Source organism: Candidatus Pelagibacter sp. HIMB1611 (genome assembly GCF_052047715.1).
Classification (GTDB): Bacteria; Pseudomonadota; Alphaproteobacteria; order Pelagibacterales; family Pelagibacteraceae; genus Pelagibacter.
The window spans coordinates 692,138-709,938 of sequence record NZ_JBNAJM010000001.1 but is presented as its reverse complement, the minus strand read 5'-3'; the positions used below and the strand labels follow the sequence as shown (position 1 = coordinate 709,938).

Below are 17,801 nucleotides of genomic sequence, written 5' to 3'. Positions count from 1 at the left end.
ATGCAAGTAGGTATAGACGTTGGCGCAACAAAGATAGAGAGCGTTGTACTTGAAGAAGATGGACAAGAAAAACATAGATCTAGAATAGCGTGCCCAAAAAATTATACTAAAATTATTACTGCAATAAGAGATATTCATAAAAAATTAGAAGAAGAGTTTAAACAAGAGCTTCCAATTGGAGTTTGTCATCCAGGAGTTCACTCTCCTCAAACAGGTTTGGTTAAAAATGTACCCAACATAAGTTGGTTAGAAAAAAAACCATTTCAAAATGATTTACGTAAAGCACTTGGTAAAGAAGTGTTTTGTGAGAATGATGCAAATTGTTTTGCATTGTCAGAGGCTATAGATGGAGCAGGGAAACATTATAAAATTGTTTATGGAATTATTTTAGGATCTGGAGTTGGGGGAGGTTTGGTAATTGACAGAAAAATTGTAAGTGGTCCTAATGGTGTTGCAGGAGAGTGGGGTCATAATCAAATTCCTTATTTCGCTGCTAAGAAAGAAAATTTCGACTCTAGTAACCCTAGAGAAGCAGAAATTGAGAGTTTTTTATCTGGATTAAGTTTGGCTAAAAGATTTAAAAAACTTTATGGAAGAAGTTTAAAAACAAATGAAATTTTTGAATTAAATAGAAAACATGATTTGGATGCAGAAAGATTTATAGATGATTTTAAAGTAAATTTAGCAATGTCACTTTCAAGTATAATAAATATTTTAGATCCCGATGCTTTTGTTTTTGGTGGTGGAGTTTCAAATGAAATTGATTTCTTGCATGAAATAGATTCACTGGTGCGAAAATTTGTAATTGGAAGAGAGTACGAAGGTGTTTTTTTAAAACCAAGATATGGTGATGCTAGTGGTGTTAGAGGTGCTGCAAGATTGGGAAGAAGCGCGACATATTAGTTTTTAATTTAAATTAGAAAAATTCTAAATTTCAAAAACAAGAAAAGAAGCTAAAAAAAATTTAAAAAAAAAAATCAATTAAAAGTTGTATTAATATTTTTTGTTATGATCTTTACTCAAAGTGGGTATATTTCGTTTTTTAAATTAATTTAAAAATATAAAAAAAAGGGAGAAATAATGAAAAAACTTATACTTTCGATTGCAGCTCTTGCATTATTTGCAACTTCTGCGTTCGCTGAAAGATACGTCATGATTACTCATGGTGAAGGAAAAGATCCTTTTTGGCCTGTAGTTCAAAAAGGTGGTGAAGATGCAGCTAGAGCAATCGGCGCTGACTTCGAATATATCTACAACCCTTCTGCTGATATGGCTGATATGGCAAGCTCAATTCAAGCTGCTGCAGCTACTCAACCAGATGGAATGGTGATTTCTTTACCAGACCCAGATGCATTAGGCCCAGCTATTAAAGCTGCTGTTGCTGCTGGTGTTCCAGTAATTACAATGAACTCTGGTTTAGAGTCTTCTGCTAGCCTAGGTGCTTTAATGCACGTTGGTCAGCCTGAATTACTTGCTGGTCAAAAAGCTGGTGAAAGAGCAAAAGCTGAAGGTGCTTCTAAAGCACTTTGTATGATTCAAGAAGCATACAACACAGCTCTTGTAGACAGATGTGAAGGTTACGGTTCAGCTGTTCCTATGCAAATGACTGATACTACATCTGACCCTGCAACTATTCAAACTAGAGCAACTGCTGCTTTACAAGCTAACAGCGATATCGATGCGATCCTTTCAGTAGGACCACACGTGTGTGAAGCTGTTGATAAAGCTTTAGCTGATCTAGGTATGACAGTACACCACTCTTGCTTCGACTTAAGTCCTGCAGTTATGGATTTAATCGGATCTGGAAGAGTTGCTTTCACTATCGATCAACAACAAAGATTACAAGGTTATATGCCAATCATCGTATTACACTTGTACAACAACAGTGCTGGACTTTTACCAGGAGCTAACATCCCATCAGGACCTGGCTTCGTTGACAAGTCTAACGCTTCTTCAGTTGCTGCTTTAGCAGGTATTGATAGATAGTCTGTAATAATTTAAAGGGTCGATTATTCAATCGGCCCTTTTTTTTTAACAAAATTAATAAGTCTTTAATTAATGAATACTTCAACAACAAAAAAACCAAGACAAGAGTCAGACCGACAAGGTGAAAAAAAATGGTACTCTGCATTTATGTCTCGACCAGAAGTTGGACCTTTTGGAGTTATGGTTTTACTTTTTTGTATGTTGGGATACTTTTCTATTCCAGAAGGACAATTTTCTCTTAACCCTTTCTCTGGTGAAGGATTTAACGCTTTAGGAATTAGAAATAATTTTAGGGTAATTGCACAATTAGGAATCGTTGCACTTGCTGCTGGAATGTTAATCATTGCAGGCGAATTTGATCTTTCTGTTGGTTCAATGATTGGTTTTGCTGGTGGTTGTATGGCAATGATACTTAAATGGGGTTTTGCTGTTGTTATTCCTTACATATCTTTTGAGGGAGGTTTTCATTTTGAAGGATTTACATTATTTAAAATTCAAGATGTATCTCCATTATTAGCAATATTAATTACATTATGTATGACATTATCTTTTGGATGGATACAGGGATGGATAATTGTTAAGAGTGGAATATCTTCTTTCATCGTTACACTAGGAGGACTTTTCTTCTTAAGAGGTTTAACTGAGGTTTCATACAGAGCATTTAACAAAGCTCCTGATCAAACTGCTGGATCAACAACTGTTACAGATTTACCAGATATAAAAAACATTATAAATGTACCAGGTCATGGAGAAATGGAAAGAGACGCAGCTAAATCTTTACCAAATGACCAATTATTAGAAATTCTTAGTACTGTGCCAGCTAGCACGGTTGCAAAATTAACAGAACGATTAACATATATTAACGAAAAAGTTGCAGCTTACAAAACTGCTATGAATGCTGAAAAGATGATTGCAACTTTAGAAAAGTCATTAGCTGGGGCAAAAAAATCTGGTAATGACTCAATGGTTGAAATTTTAACAAAGAAAATTGAAGCTGGTGTTAATGTTCCTGAAGTTGCAGCAAAAGCGGTTACTGATATTGATATAGCAAAAGCTTATATTGACACCATAGTTACCGCAAGACCTGTAGCTAATTTCTTTGGAGGCGATATTATGGAGCCAGTGTTTAACTGGCTATATTATACGGTAGATTGGAACGTAAATAACTTTGGAAACATTTTTGCAAAAGGGATGTATTCTTGTTTGATGATTTGGGGACTGATTGCATTTATTTGTTATTTAATTTTAAGTAAAACTCAAGCAGGTAACTGGATTTATTCAACTGGTGGAAATCTTAATGCTGCAAAAGCTAATGGTGTACCAACTAATAAAGTTAAGATTTCACTATTTATGTTTACTGCATTCTGCGCAACTATGTTTGCGGCGTGTCAGGTATTTGAAGTTAACACAGCAGATACAGCTAAAGGTAATTTAAAAGAGTTAGAAGCAATTGCTGCAGCCGTAATTGGTGGTGTTGTTTTAACTGGAGGTTTTGGAACCATTGGTGGGATAATTCTAGGTACAATTATTTTCGGAATTGCAAAAGAAGCTTTCTTTTATATTCCTGGAATTGATGGATCGTTCTACAGAGTGTTCCTTGGAGCAGTTCTTGTTACTGCTGCCTTTACCAATGAGAATATACGAAAACGAATTATGGGAAATATCTAATGGATAAAAAACCATTAATTGAAATAAAAAATTTAGTAAAAAAATTTGGAGCATTTACTGCTTTAAACGGTGTTTCGTTAGATGTTTATCCAGGAGAAGTTCATGCATTATTAGGTGATAATGGTGCTGGAAAATCAACTTTGATTAAAGTTTTATCTGGTGTTCATCCTATGACAAGTGGAGAAATAAAAGTAGATGGAGAAAATGTTAACTTTACTACACCACGACAAGCATCTGATGCAGGTATTGGAACAGTTTATCAAGACTTAGCACTCAACGCTTTAACATCAGTAACAAGAAATTTTTTTCTTGGACGTGAAATAATCAAAGGTCCCGCCGGATTTGGTTTAATGCAAATGGATGAGATGGATAGAATAACAATAGAAGAGATGTCTAAAATTGGAATTAATATTGCAAACCCTAATCAGCCAGTTGGAACAATGTCAGGCGGACAAAGACAAACACTAGCTATTGCAAGAGCAATTTACTTTGGTGCAAAGATATTAATATTAGATGAACCTACATCAGCGTTAGGTCAAAAGCAGCAAATGGAAGTTTTAAAGACAATTAAAAAAGTTCAAAATCTAGGAAACATCGCAATTATACTTATCACACACAATGAAATTCATGCTCGTCTTATAGCTGATCGATTTACATTTTTAAGTTTAGGAGAAGTAATTGGTTCAGGATTGTCTTCAGAACTAGGTAATGAAGATGTGAAAAGATTGATGGCGGGTGGTGCTAAAATTGGCGATCTAGCTAAAGAATTAGAGTTATAATTTTTTTTATTTTTTTTTAATTTTTTTTCACTTAAAATTTATCTATGCGTAAATTCTCAAGAGATAATTTTAATATTACTGAAGCAATAAACGAACTGATGCATGAATCTGGAGTTATTGTTGTTGAAAACGTATATAATTTAAACGATATCAAAGAAGCAAGAGAGATTGTTAATCATTTTGCAGATACACAAGAGCAAAAAGAAACCCACTTTAATGCTGAAGCTGAAGCATCTGATAAAATTAAACTACAGCAAAGAATATGGAATTTATTTGGTAAAGGAGAGGTTTTTAGTAAATTAATAACAAATGACATTATTTTTAGCTTAATGTCTAAACTTTTAGGTTCAGAGTTTTTTTGTGGGTCATACTGCGCAAGTAGATTGCTACCAGGATCAATAGGTCAAGAACTACATATCGATTATCCGTATTGGGATTTTTATAATAGTGAGACTTTTCCAATGGGTCTTAATAGTTCATTTGCACAAAACTGTCAGGCTACTATACCTTTAGATATCTGCTCAGAACAATCAGGAGCAACGGCTTTCATACCAGGATCACAAAAGAAACTACACTATCCAAATGAAAATGATGACTTTTCAAACAAGCAACAAATGATTGCTAATCCTGGAGATTTAGTTTTTTTTAATGGTAACTGTTGGCATGGAGCATCACCAAATAAATCAGATCACCAAAGAGCAGCATTACTGATAGAGTTTCTTCCAAAGTATATAAAACCAGTTGAAGATTTGGTAACTTATTTATCGGAAGACTTCAAAAATAATTCACATCCAAAAGTGCGACAGCTTTTAGGATTAAATTATGAATATCCAAAAATAATGGATGCAAGTAAAAAAATAAATAATATTGGTTTAGGTTATAAAGCTAAATAAAATATATATTTTTAATTTAAATACTCTATAAATAGTAAAAATAATAAAAACAGCATTAAGAAAATTAATCAAATAAAAATTATAAATAATGCTGATAGAGATTTTTGTAACTATTGGAGGATTAAGAAAATGAAAGTAAAATATTACGATTTAGAAAATAAAAGAGTATTTATCACTGGCGGAGGATCAGGAATTGGAGCTTCAATTGTTGAACATTTTTGTGAACAAGGTTCAGAAGTTTACTTTATAGACATTAATGTATCAGAATCCGAAAAATTAATTGAAAGTATAAAAAATAAAAAATATTCAATACCAACTTTTATTGAATGTGATTTATTAAACATAAAACAACTTCAAAAGACAATTGCAGATATCATTGATCAAAAAGGTCCAATTGATATTTTAATCAATAATGCTGCTAATGATACAAGACATAAAATTGATGATGTTACAGAAGAATATTGGAATGAGAGAATAAATGTAAACTTAAGACATTATTTTTTCACAGTACAGTCAGTTAAAAAATCAATGATTGAAAATAAAGGTGGTGTAATTGTTAATATGGGTTCAGCATCTTGGATGGTTGGACAAGGTGGTATGGCAGCTTATACAGCAGCGAAATCTGGAGTAGTTGGCTTAACAAGGTCATTCGCTAGAGATTTGGGAGAATTTAATATTAGAGTTAACTCAGTAGTTCCAGGGTGGGTCTTAACACAAAGACAAATTGATATGTGGTTAAACGAAGAATCTGAAAAAGATTTGATGAAAAACCAATGTTTAAAAGAGAAACTAATGCCTCATGAGCTTGCTCAAACAGTATTATTTTTTTCATCAGAACAGTCTTCTGGTTGCACAAATCAATCTTACATCGTTGATAAAGGTTGGCTATAAGAGACTTTGTGCAAGTACAAAGTTCAACGATAGAAAATAAATATTTAAGAGTTAAGTCAATTAATATTGGCGCTTGTTTGTACGAGGTTTATGACAAGAAAAGGAGAATTAACTTAATCTTAAATCTAGGTCCTACAAAAAATTATGGCAGTAAGAATTTTTATGTGGGCGCTACTTGCGGCAGGTACGCAGGCAGAATTTCAAATTCAAGATTTAAGATTAAAAATAAGATTTATAAACTTGAAGGCAACGAAGGAAGAAATACATTGCATGGAGGAAAAATAGGATTTGATAGATTAGAATGGAAAATAAAACACCATTCAAAAACTAAAATTATTTATAAATTATTATCTAAAAATTTAGACCAAGGTTTTCCAGGAGATCTAAATTCAGAGTGTATTTTTGAAATCAAAAACAAAAGCTTATTTATAAAATATCAATATAAATCAAGCGAATTAACTCATGTGAGTTTAACCAATCATAGTTATTGGAACTTGAATAAGAGTAAAAAAGAGACAATTTTCAATCATGATTTAAAAATTAACTCTGAAAAATATCTTGAAGTAACTAATAAATTAATCCCAACTGGTAAAATTAAAAAAGTTAAAAATACTATTAATGATTTTAATAAGTTTCAAAATATTAGAAAAAAAATAGACATTATTAAAAACAAAAAAATAAAGAGAGTATCTAATACAATCAATCAATTGGGATTTGATTTAACATATTGTATTAAAAAAAATTCTAAAAATTATTTAGCCTCTCTAAAAAATAAAAAAACTAATATTCAATTAGACTTTTATTCAAATCTTCCAGGTGTACAGCTCTATACTAGCCAAGGTTTGAGATATAAAAATAAACTTGCTCCTTACCAGGGTGTTTGTTTAGAAACCCAACACTATCCAGATGCACCTAATAATAAAAATTTTCCAAGCACTTTAATTAAACCTAAAAAACTTTATAAGTACTTTACAAAAATAAATATTTCATAAAATGAATAAAAAAATAAACATATCCATTGTTGGAACTGGCTTAATGGGATTGCAACATATAAAGGCAATTTCAAAATCTAAAAAAGCTAACCTTCATTCAATAGTTGATATCAGTAACAATGCTAAAAATTTATCAAAAAAATATAAAATCCCATTGTATTCAAATGTAGACGAACTTTTAAACTCACAAAATTTGGATGCAGTAATTGTAGCTACTCCAAATCAACTTCATGAAAAACATACAGTCAGTTTTTTAAAGAAAAAAATTCCGGTATTATTAGAAAAACCTATTTCAGATAACATTAATTCAGCTAAAAAAATTATTAGTAGTGCTAATAAAAATAAAACACCGTTACTGATAGGTTATCATAGAAGACATAACTCTATTGTATCAAAGGTAAAAGAGTTAATCGATAAAGGTAAATTAGGAAACATCGTTTCAGCAAATGTATTGTGTTGGTTATATAAACACAAAGCTTATTACAAAGAAAAATGGAGAATTAGTAAAGGTGGAGGGCCTTTAGGAATTAATTTAGTCCATGATATCGATATGATTTGCTACCTACTTGGATCTATTAAATACGTTCAAGCATTTACAACCAATAAAACTAGAAAATTTGCAGTTGAAGATACAGCAACTATTAGCTTAATTTTTAATTCAGGTGTACTTTGTACTTTAAATTTGTCAGATACTATTGTTGCTCCATGGAGTTATGAGTTAACTGCTGGAGAAAACCCTGCTTATCCTATAACTAATCAATCTGCATATATGATTGGTGGTACTAAGGGATCATTGCAATTTCCTAATTTAAAATATTGGTTCTATAAAAATGAACGTAGTTGGTGGAATAAGATTTTTGTTAATGAAGATAAAAACAAAAAAGACGATAGTACTTTAGTAAACCAAATTGATCATTTTGCTGATGTGGTATCTAAAAAAGTTAAGCCAAAAGTTAATGGTAATGATGGTTTGATCTCTCTTAAGATTTTTGCTGCAATAACCAAAAGTGCAAAAACTGGTAAGAAGGTTAAGATTTAAAGATTAGCCAATATTGAATTAGAACATTTTAAGGTATCAGCATCTCCACCTAAGTCTTTAGTTCTGTTTTCTTTTTCACTTAAAGATTTTTCAATAGCTTCAACAATTGAATTGGAAGCTTCTTTTTCTCCTAAATAATCTAACATCATTGCACCAGACCAAATTTGTCCTACAGGATTAGCAATACCTTTTCCCGCAATATCAGGTGCTGAACCATGAACTGGTTCAAATAAAGATGGAAATTTATTTTCAGGATTAATATTACCAGATGGAGCAATTCCAATAGTTCCAGTGCAAGCAGGTCCTAAATCAGAAAGAATGTCTCCAAATAAATTAGATGCAACAACAACATCAAACCATTCTGGATTTAGTACAAATCTAGCAACCAAAATATCAATATGATATTGATCTGTTTCAATATCAGGATAATTTTCTTTCATTGCATTAAAACGTTCATCCCAAAATGGCATTGTAATTGAAATACCATTTGATTTTGTTGCATTCGTTAATTTTTTTCTTTTTCTTTGTTTTGCTAATTCAAAAGCAAATTTTTGAACTCTATCTACTCCATGGGCAGACATGATAGTTTCTTGAATAGCTATTTCTCTATCAGTATTTTTAAACATTCTTCCACCAACAGAAGAGTATTCACCTTCGGTATTTTCTCTAACAATTAGCATATCGATATCACCTGGTTTTTTATTTGCTAAGGGAGGATTAATTCCAGGAAATAATTTTACCGGTCTAAGATTTATATATTGATCAAACTCTCTTCTAAACTGAAGTAAGGATCCCCATAAAGATATATGATCTGGAACTTTATCTGGCATTCCAACTGCGCCAAAGAATATTGCATCATGTTTTCCTAATTTTTCCTTCCAATCATCTGGAAGCATTTTTCCATGTTTTTCATAATAATCGCATGAAGCAAAATCATATTCTGTAAAATTTATTTTAAATTGATGTTTTTCAGCAGCATCTTTTAATACTTTTAAGCCTTCAGGAACTACTTCTTTTCCTATTCCATCTCCTGCTATTGATGCAATGTTATATTCTTTCATAGGTTGATTTTTATACTTCAAAAATACAATAATTTATAATGTTAAATTATTTTTAAAGGCATAAACCTTCATTGTTTTGACATATTTTATTTGTTAGTTTTGATTATGAAAAAAATACTTCTTTTAATCTTCTTTAGTTTCTTTTTTATTTCAAATTCAAATGCTGCATGTGATGATCCATTAACAGATGGTGTAGATTATTCTAAATGCAGATTTTCAGATGCACAGGATCTACAAGGTAGTTATCTACCTAACTCAAATTTATCTTTTGCAAGTTTTGTGCAAGTAAATTTAGATAAAAGCATAATGATGAATTCAAATTTATCTTTTGGAACTTTTCCAGAGTCTACATTTGTTAGAGCCAATCTTTATGAAACAATTAGTATTGGTGGCAATTTTGAAAAAACAAATTTCACTAATGCAAACTTAACTAGAGTTGATTTTATGGGAGCAACTTTAATAGAAGCTAATTTTCAAAATGCAAATTTAATGGAAGCAAATTTCACCTCCGCAAACATTACTAGTGCAAATTTTGAAAACGCAAATCTGATTGGTGCTACTTGGACTAATGGTAAGACATGTGGTCCAGACTCAATCGGAACCTGTATTGAGCAATAAGATATGAACACTTCAGTTAATACTGATGATGTTATTTTTAATTTTTTCAAACAAATCTGTGATGAAAAAGATGATCAAAAATGTATTGAGCTTGGAAAAGAATGGATAAAAGCAATGGAAACCAACCTTTCTTCAATGGAAGCAAATCTAAATGGAGCTGATTATCTAAAACATAAAGACGATATTCAAAGTAACCGCGATCACTTAAATAGCTTAAAAAATAAGAATTCTACAGAGTGGAGAGAGTATGCTACTCAGTGTATGATCGAAATAATGAATCACAAAGGTCAACAATAATGAGTAATCAAGAGAGAGTATTTCTAATTATTTGTGCTTCTTTAATTATTTTTACTCTTCATTATTTAATTGAAAAACACTTCTTTTAATAAGAACTAGATCTTGCCCACTTATTAATATTTCCGTCTTTAGCTTTTTTATTTATTTCTTTAAGTTCAGATTTGGAAAAATTTAAATTATTTAAGCTTTCAATATTTTCTTTTATTTGTTTTACACTACTTGCGCCAATTAAAGCTGTAGTCACTGCTTTGTTGTTTAACACCCAAGCTAAAGCCATTTGCGATAATGTTTGACCTCTTTTTTTAGCAATTTGATTTAAATCTGAAATTATCTTTATGTTTCTTTTGTTTATAAAGTTTTTATCTAATGCAGATTTTGGATCACTTGCTCTTGATGCTTTTGGAATTCCTTTTAAATATTTATCCGACAACATTCCTTGTGCTAATGGAGAAAAAGCAATAGTTCCAATTCCTAATTTAATTAAATTTTTATCCAAGTCTTTTTCAAACCATCTATTTATTAAAGAGTAAGAAGGTTGATGGATAAATATTTTAATGTTTCTTTTTTTTAAAATATTGAACATCTGAAAGGTTTTCTTTGAAGAATATGAAGAGATCCCAATATAAAGTGCTTTACCAGATCTATAAATAAGCTCTAAGGCATCTGCTGTTTCTTCTAATGGTGTATTTGGATCAAATCTATGAGAATAAAATATATCTACATAATCTAATCCCATTCTTTTTAAACTTTGATCACAGCTTGCAATAATATATTTTTTTGAACCCCATTCACCGTAAGGTCCTTCCCACATATCATAACCTGCTTTAGATGAGATAATTAATTCATCTCTATATCTTTTAAATTCTTTACTTAAAATTTTTCCAAAATTAGCCTCAGCACTTCCTGCTGGCGGACCATAATTATTTGCTAAATCAAAATGAGTAATCCCTGAATCAAAAGAATAAAACAACATTTTCTTTGCTTCAGATGTAAGTTGTTTACCACCAAAATTATGCCAAAGACCAAGGCTTATTAAAGGTAGATCAACACCACTCTTCCCACATCTTCTATATTTCATGTTGGAATATCTTTTTGGTGATGCTTTGTAGTTCATAACTATTAATATAACTTAATATTTTAGTTTAAAAACTTAAAATTAAAGATATATTTAAAATATAGGGGTGTCTTAACAGACTGAGATTAAACCCTAAGAACCTGTCCGGTAATTCAGAAAGGGATAAAATGGATAACACATACTTTTTAAGTCAATCATCATCATTAACATTAGTAATTATTATTAGTTTGGTATTTGCTGCATTAGGAATTTATCATTCTAAAAAATTCCAAGGAATAAGTAACTATTTAACAGCAAATAGAAATATAGAATTATTTTCATTAACGACCAGTCTTGTTGCGTCTGCTTTAGGAGCATGGATTTTATTTGGCCCTGTTGCTGCTGCCACATGGGGAGGAATAGGGGCTGTTATTGGTTATGCACTTGGTACAGCTTTTCCAATGATTTTCTTAATTTATTTTGGAAGAAAAATTAGATCAGAGTTTCCAAAAGGCTCATCTTTAATTGAGTTTATGAGAAAAAAATTTGGAAAAAGTTTATTTAAACTGATTTTGTTAATGACAATTTTTTACATGTTTATTTTTCTTTGTGCTGAGGTGACAGCTGTTGCAGTTTTAATCAATTATTTATCAGGTACAGATCTTTGGATTACTGCATTAATAGTGCTTTTAGCTACTTTAACTTATACGCTTTATGGAGGTCTAAGAGCTTCTATTTTTACTGATAATATTCAGATGATTGTAATTGGCTTTCTTTTATTAATCATAATTTTAATTATCAGTTCATCAACAGGAGATAATTTTTCATTTGCATTGATTAAAGAAAAAAATCCACAATTATTAAGTTCATCTTATATTCCTAGTTATACAGCTGGATTAACTTTTTTTATAGCTGTTGCAGCTACAAATTTATTTCACCAAGGAAATTGGCAAAGGGTATATGCTGCTAAAGATTACAACACTTTAAAATCAGGATTAATCATTTCGTTTTTTGTAATTGTACCGATAGTTTTTTTAATGGGCTTTATTGGAATGGTTTCATTTTCTATTGATCCTTCAGCAAGAGCTGATTTAGGATTTTTTACTTTATTGTTAAAAGAACAAACCGAAATGCTTTCCTTAATTATTATTATTCTTGGATTAGCTTTAACAATTTCAACAGTTGATACATTGGTTAATGCGATATCAAGTTTGTTTATTGTTGATGGTAAGGCAACTTTTAATTTAGATAAAAAAACAGATTATTTAAAAATTTCTAAATACTTTATTATATTTTTATCATTGATTGCATTTGGTGTTGCATCAAAAGGATTTGATATTTTGTATTTATTTTTACTTGCAGATTTATTTTGTTGTGCATTTGTGTTCACAGTCTTTTACAGCTTTTACAACAAGGTAAATGAAAAAACTGCTTATGTGTCTATTATAATTGGTTTAATTGGTGGATTTTTAATGTTTCCATATCCAGATTTTTCTAAGAGTTTATTAGTTGGGGGATTGATGTCTAAAGATCTATTTTCACCATTTGTTGCACAATCTTTATTATTTTTATCATTTGTTGTTGCAACTTTTTTACCAGCAATAATTTTAAAATTGAAAAGTAATTGATTTAGACAACGGAGTTTAAAGCTTCATAAATAAGTTCTTTGGTAGTCTCACCAATGCTTCTGTAAACTTCTTTATTATCTTTAAAAATTAAAAGGGTTGTTTGGTATTGAATATTAAAAAATTTAGCTATTTCTTTATTAGTTACATCAAATTTAAAGTATTCAATATTATCAAAATCATTTTTTGCTTTATCAAGAACTTTCATTTGGCTGGCACAAGATGTGCAATATTTAACCCAAGAACTAACCACTACAACTTTTCCATCCGCTAAAGCCTTATCAAACAACTCTTTAGTATAAGTTGTTTCTTTAGCCATCACATTAGTGGTGAATGCAAAGATAAAACAAATAAATACAAAAATTTTTCTCATTAATCGAGGGTTGTAAACAAATTTTAAAATATTGTAATACAATAAATTGTCTCTATATATGCTTTGTCCATGTCAGATCAAATAAGCATAAATAATCTATCAAAAGTCTACGATAATGGCTTTGAAGCATTAAAGAAAATAAACCTAAACATTAAAAAAGGTGAAATTTTTGCAATGCTTGGACCGAATGGTGCAGGTAAAACTACTCTTATAAGTATCATTTGTGGAATCGTTAGACCATCTTCAGGAAAAGTTACTGTAGATGATTTTGATATCATTGATGATTACAGAGAAACTAGATCTAGAATCGGATTAGTTCCACAAGAGTTAACCTTAGAACAATTTGAAACAGTTTTTAACAATGTCTCTTATTCAAGAGGTTTGTATGGAAAAAAACCAGATCCAAAACATATTGAAAAAATTTTAAAAGATCTAAGTTTATGGGATAAAAAGGATCAGAGATTAAGGCAGTTATCTGGAGGAATGAAGAGACGAGTGTTAATTGCAAAAGCATTGTCTCACGAGCCAACTATATTATTTTTAGATGAGCCAACAGCTGGTGTTGATGTTGAATTGCGTCAAGACATGTGGAAGGTAGTTGAAACTCTAAGAAAAACTGGTGTTACAATTATTCTTACTACTCATTATATTGAAGAAGCAGAAGCAATCGCGGATAGAGTAGGTGTAATTAATCAAGGAGAAATTATTGTTGTAGATGAAACAAAAGAATTATTAAAAAAAATGGGACATAAAAAGCTTACAGTAGATCTTCAAGAAGAAATTACTGAAATCCCAAGCAGTTTAGATAAGTATAATCTAGAAATTGGAGAAGATAAAAAATCAATTAATTACACATATAACGTTAGAGCTAAAAGCACTGGAATAACTAACTTGTTACAAGATTTAAAAGATGCAAATTTAAAATTACAAGATTTAAAAACTGAACAAACTACTTTAGAGAAAATATTTGTGACATTAGTAAAGGAGAACAATGAAGTTTAATTATTACGCATTTAGAGCAATGTACTTACATGAAATGGATCGATTTAAGAGAACATTGATGCAATCATTATTTTCACCAGTTCTATCAACCTCTCTTTATTTTATTGTTTTTGGATCTGTAATTGGTGGATATGTAGAAAAGATTGATGGAATTAGTTATGGATCTTTTATTGTTCCTGGTCTTTTAATGTTAACGTTGTTAACTCAATCTATCAGTAACACTTCATTTGGGATATTTTTTCCAAAATTTAATGGAACTATTTATGAAATTTTAGCTGCACCAATTTCAACTTTTGAAATTGTTCTAGCTTTTGTGGGCGCTGGAGCTACTAAAACTCTTATTGTTGGATTAGTTATATTTTTAACATCAACGTTTTTTGTTGAGGTTCAAGTAATGTATCCATTGTTAATGATATTTTTATTAGTATTAGTAGCATTTACATTTGCTCTATTTGGTTTTTTAATTGGTTTAATGAGCTCTAATTTTGAGCAAATGTCTATCATTCCAACTTTAGTTATTACGCCAATGGTATTTTTAGGTGGTAGTTTATATTCTTTAGATATGTTGCCTGAGTTTTGGCAAACAGTTACTTATTTTAACCCGGTTGTTTATTTGATTAATGGTTTAAGATTTGCCTTTTATGGTGTTTCAGATTTCAACATTTGGGTGAGTGTTATTTCAATGGTAGTATTTTTGATGTCATGTGTAACTGTGGTTACAGTTCTATTGAAAAAAGGATACAATATTAAATCTTAGCTGCTAGCTATTTTCTTTTTTGGATCGTAAAAAGGTTTTTCTACTATTGTAGCCGAATATTTTCCTTCGTGAGTTTCTATATCTAATTTATTACCTAACTCTGAATGATTAACTTCAATCATTGCAAGTGCAATATTCTTTTTCAATCTAGGGGAATATACAGCTGAAGTTACCTTACCAATTTTCTTGCCATCTTTTTCAATCTGCCAAAAAGTTGTGTTTGGTCCTGATAATGGATCACAATCAATGATAAGCCCAACTTGTTTTCTTTTAATTCCTTCTTGCTTGATTTTTTTAAGTGCTTCTTTACCTATAAAATTTATATCAGCATCTAAATTAACTAATCGATCAAATCCTAATTCGAATGGATTTGTATGAATATCTGCATCTGCGTGATAAGAAAGCATACCACCTTCTATTCTTCTAATAGAGGATGTATGACCAGGTTGAATACCATGTTCTTTACCAGCTTCCATTATTTTTTCATAAAGTTCATTACCTCTTGAGCCATCTCTTAAATATATTTCGTAACCAAGTTCACTTGACCAACCAGTTCTTGATACAATTAATGGAATTCCATCAAGTTCATATTCTCTTAACCAATAATATTTAAGATCTCTGATATCTTCACCAAATAGTTTGACCATTATTTCTTGTGAGGTAGGGCCTTGTAACTGTAGAGGGGATACATCTGGTTCAGATATTTTAACATCTAAACCTGAGTTAACTGCAACACCTTGTGCCCATAACAAAACATCACTATCTGCTAAAGATAACCAAAAATGATTTTCAGCCAGTCTTAATAAAACTGGATCATTTAAGATACCGCCATCATTGTTTACGATTAAAACATATTTACATTGTCCAACTGATAACTTTGAAAGATCTCTAGGAGTTAAAAGCTGAGTAAATTTATATGCATCAGGACCAGTGATCTCAACCTGTCTTTCGACTGCAACATCACATAAAATTGATTTTTCAATAAGGTTCCAAAAGTTTTGCTCAGGACTTCCAAAATCCCTTGGAATATACATGTGATTATATACAGAAAAACCTGTTGCTCCCCATTTTACAGTAGCATCAAAATATGGAGACTTTCTTATTTGTGTTCCAAAACCAAAGTTTTTATTAGACATTTGTGACCCTTAACAGTCTGAGTATTAATTACAAATAAAAAAATAGCCCAATTAAGGGCTACTAAAAAAAATGGAGAGGGAAAGTATTTTTTTTAAAATTGTTCAGATTCAGTAGATCCAGCCATAGCTGTTGTTGAGCTTTGGCCGCTGCTAATAGTATTTGAGACTGCATCAAAATAAGATGTACCAACTTCTCTTTGGTGCTTAACACTAGTATAGCCATCTTTTTCTCTAGCAAATTCTTGTTGTTGAATTCTAGAATATGCAGCCATACCTTCTTTTCTATATTTTTCAGCAAGCTCGAAAATTGCAATGTTTTGAGTATGAAATCCAGCAAGAGTAATGAACTGGAATTTGTAACCCATTTTAGCAATTTCTTGTTGGAATGAAGCAATCTCGTCATCACTTAAATGTTTTTTCCAATTGAATGATGGAGAACAATTGTAAGCTAATAGTTTTCCAGGAAATTTCTCATGAATTGCATCTGCAAATCTTTTGGCTTCAGCTAAATTAGGAGTAGCTGTTTCACACCAAATTAAATCAGCATACGGTGCATAAGCTAAACCTCTAGAGATAGCTTGTTCAATTCCATCTTTAACATAATGAAAACCTTCAGGAGATCTTTCGCCAGTTAAAAATGGTTTATCATTTTCATCAAAATCATTTGTAATAAGTTTTGCAGCATTAGCATCTGTTCTTGCCAATATAATTAGTGGAACTTCTGCAATATCGGCAGCTAATCTTGCAGCTTTTAGGTTTTTGACCATAGTGCCGGTTGGAACAAGAACTTTTCCACCCATATGACCACATTTCTTTTCGCTAGCTAATTGGTCTTCAAAGTGAACACCTGCAGCACCAGCTCTTATAAATTTTTTAGTTAATTCAAATACATTTAATGGTCCACCAAAACCCGCTTCACCATCAGCTATAATTGGAAGCATATAATCAACTTTTTCTTCAGGTTTCATATCACCATCTTGCATTTCCATATGTTGAATTTGATCTGCTCTAATTAAAGAGTTGTTCATAGACTCAACTAATTTAGGAGCACTATCATAAGGATATAAAGATTGATCTGGATACATTTCTCCAGCAGTATTAGCATCTGCTGCAACTTGCCAACCACTTAGATATATTGCTTTTAAACCTGCTTTTGCATGTTGAACAGCTTGGTTACCTGACAAAGAACCAAGTGTATTAACATAAGCTTCAGTATTTAATAATTTCCAAAGTTTTTCAGATTGATTTTTGCAAAGTGAGTATTCAATTTTAATTGAACCTCTTAATCTCTCCACTTCTTTATCAGTGTAGTCTCGTTTGATACCAGTATATCTTTTTAACTCATAAGAGATTTTCTCTGCACTCATTACTTATAATCCTTTTTTTAAGAAAATTGAAAAAGTTGAATTAGTTACTATCGTTTAAAGCGTCGATTAGTTCACTCATTCCACTTGAACCCCAATCACAATGATCATCTCTCATGTAAATTCCTTTATTATGATGGTGATCTAAATCCTCTTTTTTGATGATTTGAGCTTCATTTTCTGTGTTTTTTAAGTTTTTATCCATACGAGTCATATATTTTACAAAATTTACAAAATCTATAAAAAACGTTAAAAAGCTTTGTAAA

General features: G+C 30.9%; 19 protein-coding genes. 13 read left to right on the top strand and 6 right to left on the bottom strand.

Translation table 11 applies throughout. The features are described 5' to 3' along the window. The 8 genes from ACTTAS_RS03995 (at position 1) to ACTTAS_RS03960 (ending at position 8,248) form a co-directional block, all read left to right on the top strand. Complete coding sequence (locus tag ACTTAS_RS03995; protein WP_440678401.1) at positions 1-903, top strand: ROK family protein; 903 nt, start codon at positions 1-3, stop codon at positions 901-903. A gap of 177 nt (positions 904-1,080) precedes the next feature. After that, complete coding sequence (locus tag ACTTAS_RS03990) at positions 1,081-1,986, top strand: sugar ABC transporter substrate-binding protein (protein ID WP_262589451.1); 906 nt, start codon at positions 1,081-1,083, stop codon at positions 1,984-1,986. A gap of 72 nt (positions 1,987-2,058) precedes the next feature. Further along, positions 2,059-3,654, top strand: a complete 1,596-nt coding sequence (locus ACTTAS_RS03985) for an ABC transporter permease (RefSeq protein WP_440618598.1) — start codon at positions 2,059-2,061, stop codon at positions 3,652-3,654. Beyond that, positions 3,654-4,433, top strand: coding sequence for an ATP-binding cassette domain-containing protein (locus tag ACTTAS_RS03980; protein ID WP_440654459.1), 780 nt, complete (start codon positions 3,654-3,656; stop codon positions 4,431-4,433). Before ACTTAS_RS03985 ends, ACTTAS_RS03980 begins: the two co-directional genes overlap by 1 nt. A gap of 44 nt (positions 4,434-4,477) precedes the next feature. Next, positions 4,478-5,326: a phytanoyl-CoA dioxygenase family protein gene (locus ACTTAS_RS03975; protein WP_440678400.1), complete on the top strand. Its 849-nt coding sequence runs from the start codon at positions 4,478-4,480 to the stop codon at positions 5,324-5,326. A 129-nt stretch (positions 5,327-5,455) separates the two neighbouring features. Then, positions 5,456-6,217 (top strand): SDR family NAD(P)-dependent oxidoreductase, encoded by a 762-nt coding sequence (locus tag ACTTAS_RS03970; protein ID WP_440647702.1) that lies wholly within the window; start codon positions 5,456-5,458, stop codon positions 6,215-6,217. Between the two features lie 8 nt (positions 6,218-6,225). After that, complete coding sequence (locus tag ACTTAS_RS03965) at positions 6,226-7,209, top strand: aldose epimerase family protein (protein ID WP_440678399.1); 984 nt, start codon at positions 6,226-6,228, stop codon at positions 7,207-7,209. A 1-nt stretch (position 7,210) separates the two neighbouring features. Then, complete coding sequence (locus ACTTAS_RS03960; protein WP_440678398.1) at positions 7,211-8,248, top strand: Gfo/Idh/MocA family protein; 1,038 nt, start codon at positions 7,211-7,213, stop codon at positions 8,246-8,248. Here ACTTAS_RS03960 and ACTTAS_RS03955 read toward each other — a convergent pair. Next, entirely contained in the window at positions 8,245-9,309 is a 1,065-nt protein-coding gene (locus ACTTAS_RS03955; RefSeq protein WP_440678397.1) for a tartrate dehydrogenase, read from the bottom strand. The genes ACTTAS_RS03960 and ACTTAS_RS03955 overlap by 4 nt on opposite strands. 105 nt (positions 9,310-9,414) lie before the next feature. Between ACTTAS_RS03955 and ACTTAS_RS03950 the strand changes: the two genes are divergently transcribed. Further along, the gene (locus tag ACTTAS_RS03950; RefSeq protein ID WP_440678396.1) at positions 9,415-9,927 is read left to right on the top strand and encodes a pentapeptide repeat-containing protein; all 513 of its coding nucleotides are present in this window, start codon (positions 9,415-9,417) and stop codon (positions 9,925-9,927) included. A gap of 3 nt (positions 9,928-9,930) precedes the next feature. Then, positions 9,931-10,224 (top strand): hypothetical protein, encoded by a 294-nt coding sequence (locus tag ACTTAS_RS03945; RefSeq protein ID WP_440678395.1) that lies wholly within the window; start codon positions 9,931-9,933, stop codon positions 10,222-10,224. Positions 10,225-10,309: 85 nt separating this feature from the next. On the opposite strand, the gene mgrA is transcribed toward ACTTAS_RS03945, so the two are convergent. Next, positions 10,310-11,338 carry an L-glyceraldehyde 3-phosphate reductase gene (mgrA, locus tag ACTTAS_RS03940; RefSeq protein ID WP_440678394.1) on the bottom strand — a complete coding sequence of 343 codons (1,029 nt, stop codon included), beginning with the start codon at positions 11,336-11,338 and terminating at the stop codon, positions 10,310-10,312. A 128-nt stretch (positions 11,339-11,466) separates the two neighbouring features. On the opposite strand from mgrA, the gene ACTTAS_RS03935 reads away from it, so the two are divergent. Continuing rightward, positions 11,467-12,906 carry a sodium:solute symporter family transporter gene (locus ACTTAS_RS03935; RefSeq protein WP_440678393.1) on the top strand — a complete coding sequence of 480 codons (1,440 nt, stop codon included), beginning with the start codon at positions 11,467-11,469 and terminating at the stop codon, positions 12,904-12,906. A 1-nt stretch (position 12,907) separates the two neighbouring features. Here the strand turns inward: ACTTAS_RS03935 and ACTTAS_RS03930 are convergent, their stop codons facing one another. Continuing rightward, the gene (locus ACTTAS_RS03930) at positions 12,908-13,276 is read right to left on the bottom strand and encodes a thioredoxin family protein (RefSeq protein WP_440678392.1); all 369 of its coding nucleotides are present in this window, start codon (positions 13,274-13,276) and stop codon (positions 12,908-12,910) included. 69 nt (positions 13,277-13,345) lie between these two features. Between ACTTAS_RS03930 and ACTTAS_RS03925 the strand changes: the two genes are divergently transcribed. Beyond that, positions 13,346-14,278, top strand: a complete 933-nt coding sequence (locus tag ACTTAS_RS03925; RefSeq protein ID WP_440678391.1) for an ABC transporter ATP-binding protein — start codon at positions 13,346-13,348, stop codon at positions 14,276-14,278. Then, positions 14,268-15,035, top strand: a complete 768-nt coding sequence (locus ACTTAS_RS03920; protein WP_262589435.1) for an ABC transporter permease — start codon at positions 14,268-14,270, stop codon at positions 15,033-15,035. The genes ACTTAS_RS03925 and ACTTAS_RS03920 overlap by 11 nt, the downstream gene beginning before the upstream one ends. Here ACTTAS_RS03920 and ACTTAS_RS03915 read toward each other — a convergent pair. From ACTTAS_RS03915 to ACTTAS_RS03905, 3 genes are all read right to left on the bottom strand, one after another. Beyond that, positions 15,032-16,171: a glycine cleavage T C-terminal barrel domain-containing protein gene (locus tag ACTTAS_RS03915; protein ID WP_440678390.1), complete on the bottom strand. Its 1,140-nt coding sequence runs from the start codon at positions 16,169-16,171 to the stop codon at positions 15,032-15,034. The two genes, ACTTAS_RS03920 and ACTTAS_RS03915, sit on opposite strands and share 4 nt — an antisense overlap. Positions 16,172-16,263: 92 nt before the next feature. After that, entirely contained in the window at positions 16,264-17,538 is a 1,275-nt protein-coding gene (gene aceA / locus ACTTAS_RS03910; RefSeq protein ID WP_440678389.1) for an isocitrate lyase, read from the bottom strand. Between the two features lie 40 nt (positions 17,539-17,578). Beyond that, on the bottom strand, positions 17,579-17,740 hold the full coding sequence (locus ACTTAS_RS03905) for a hypothetical protein (RefSeq protein ID WP_262589431.1): 162 nt from the start codon (positions 17,738-17,740) through the stop codon (positions 17,579-17,581). Between the last annotated feature and the right edge of the window lie 61 nt (positions 17,741-17,801).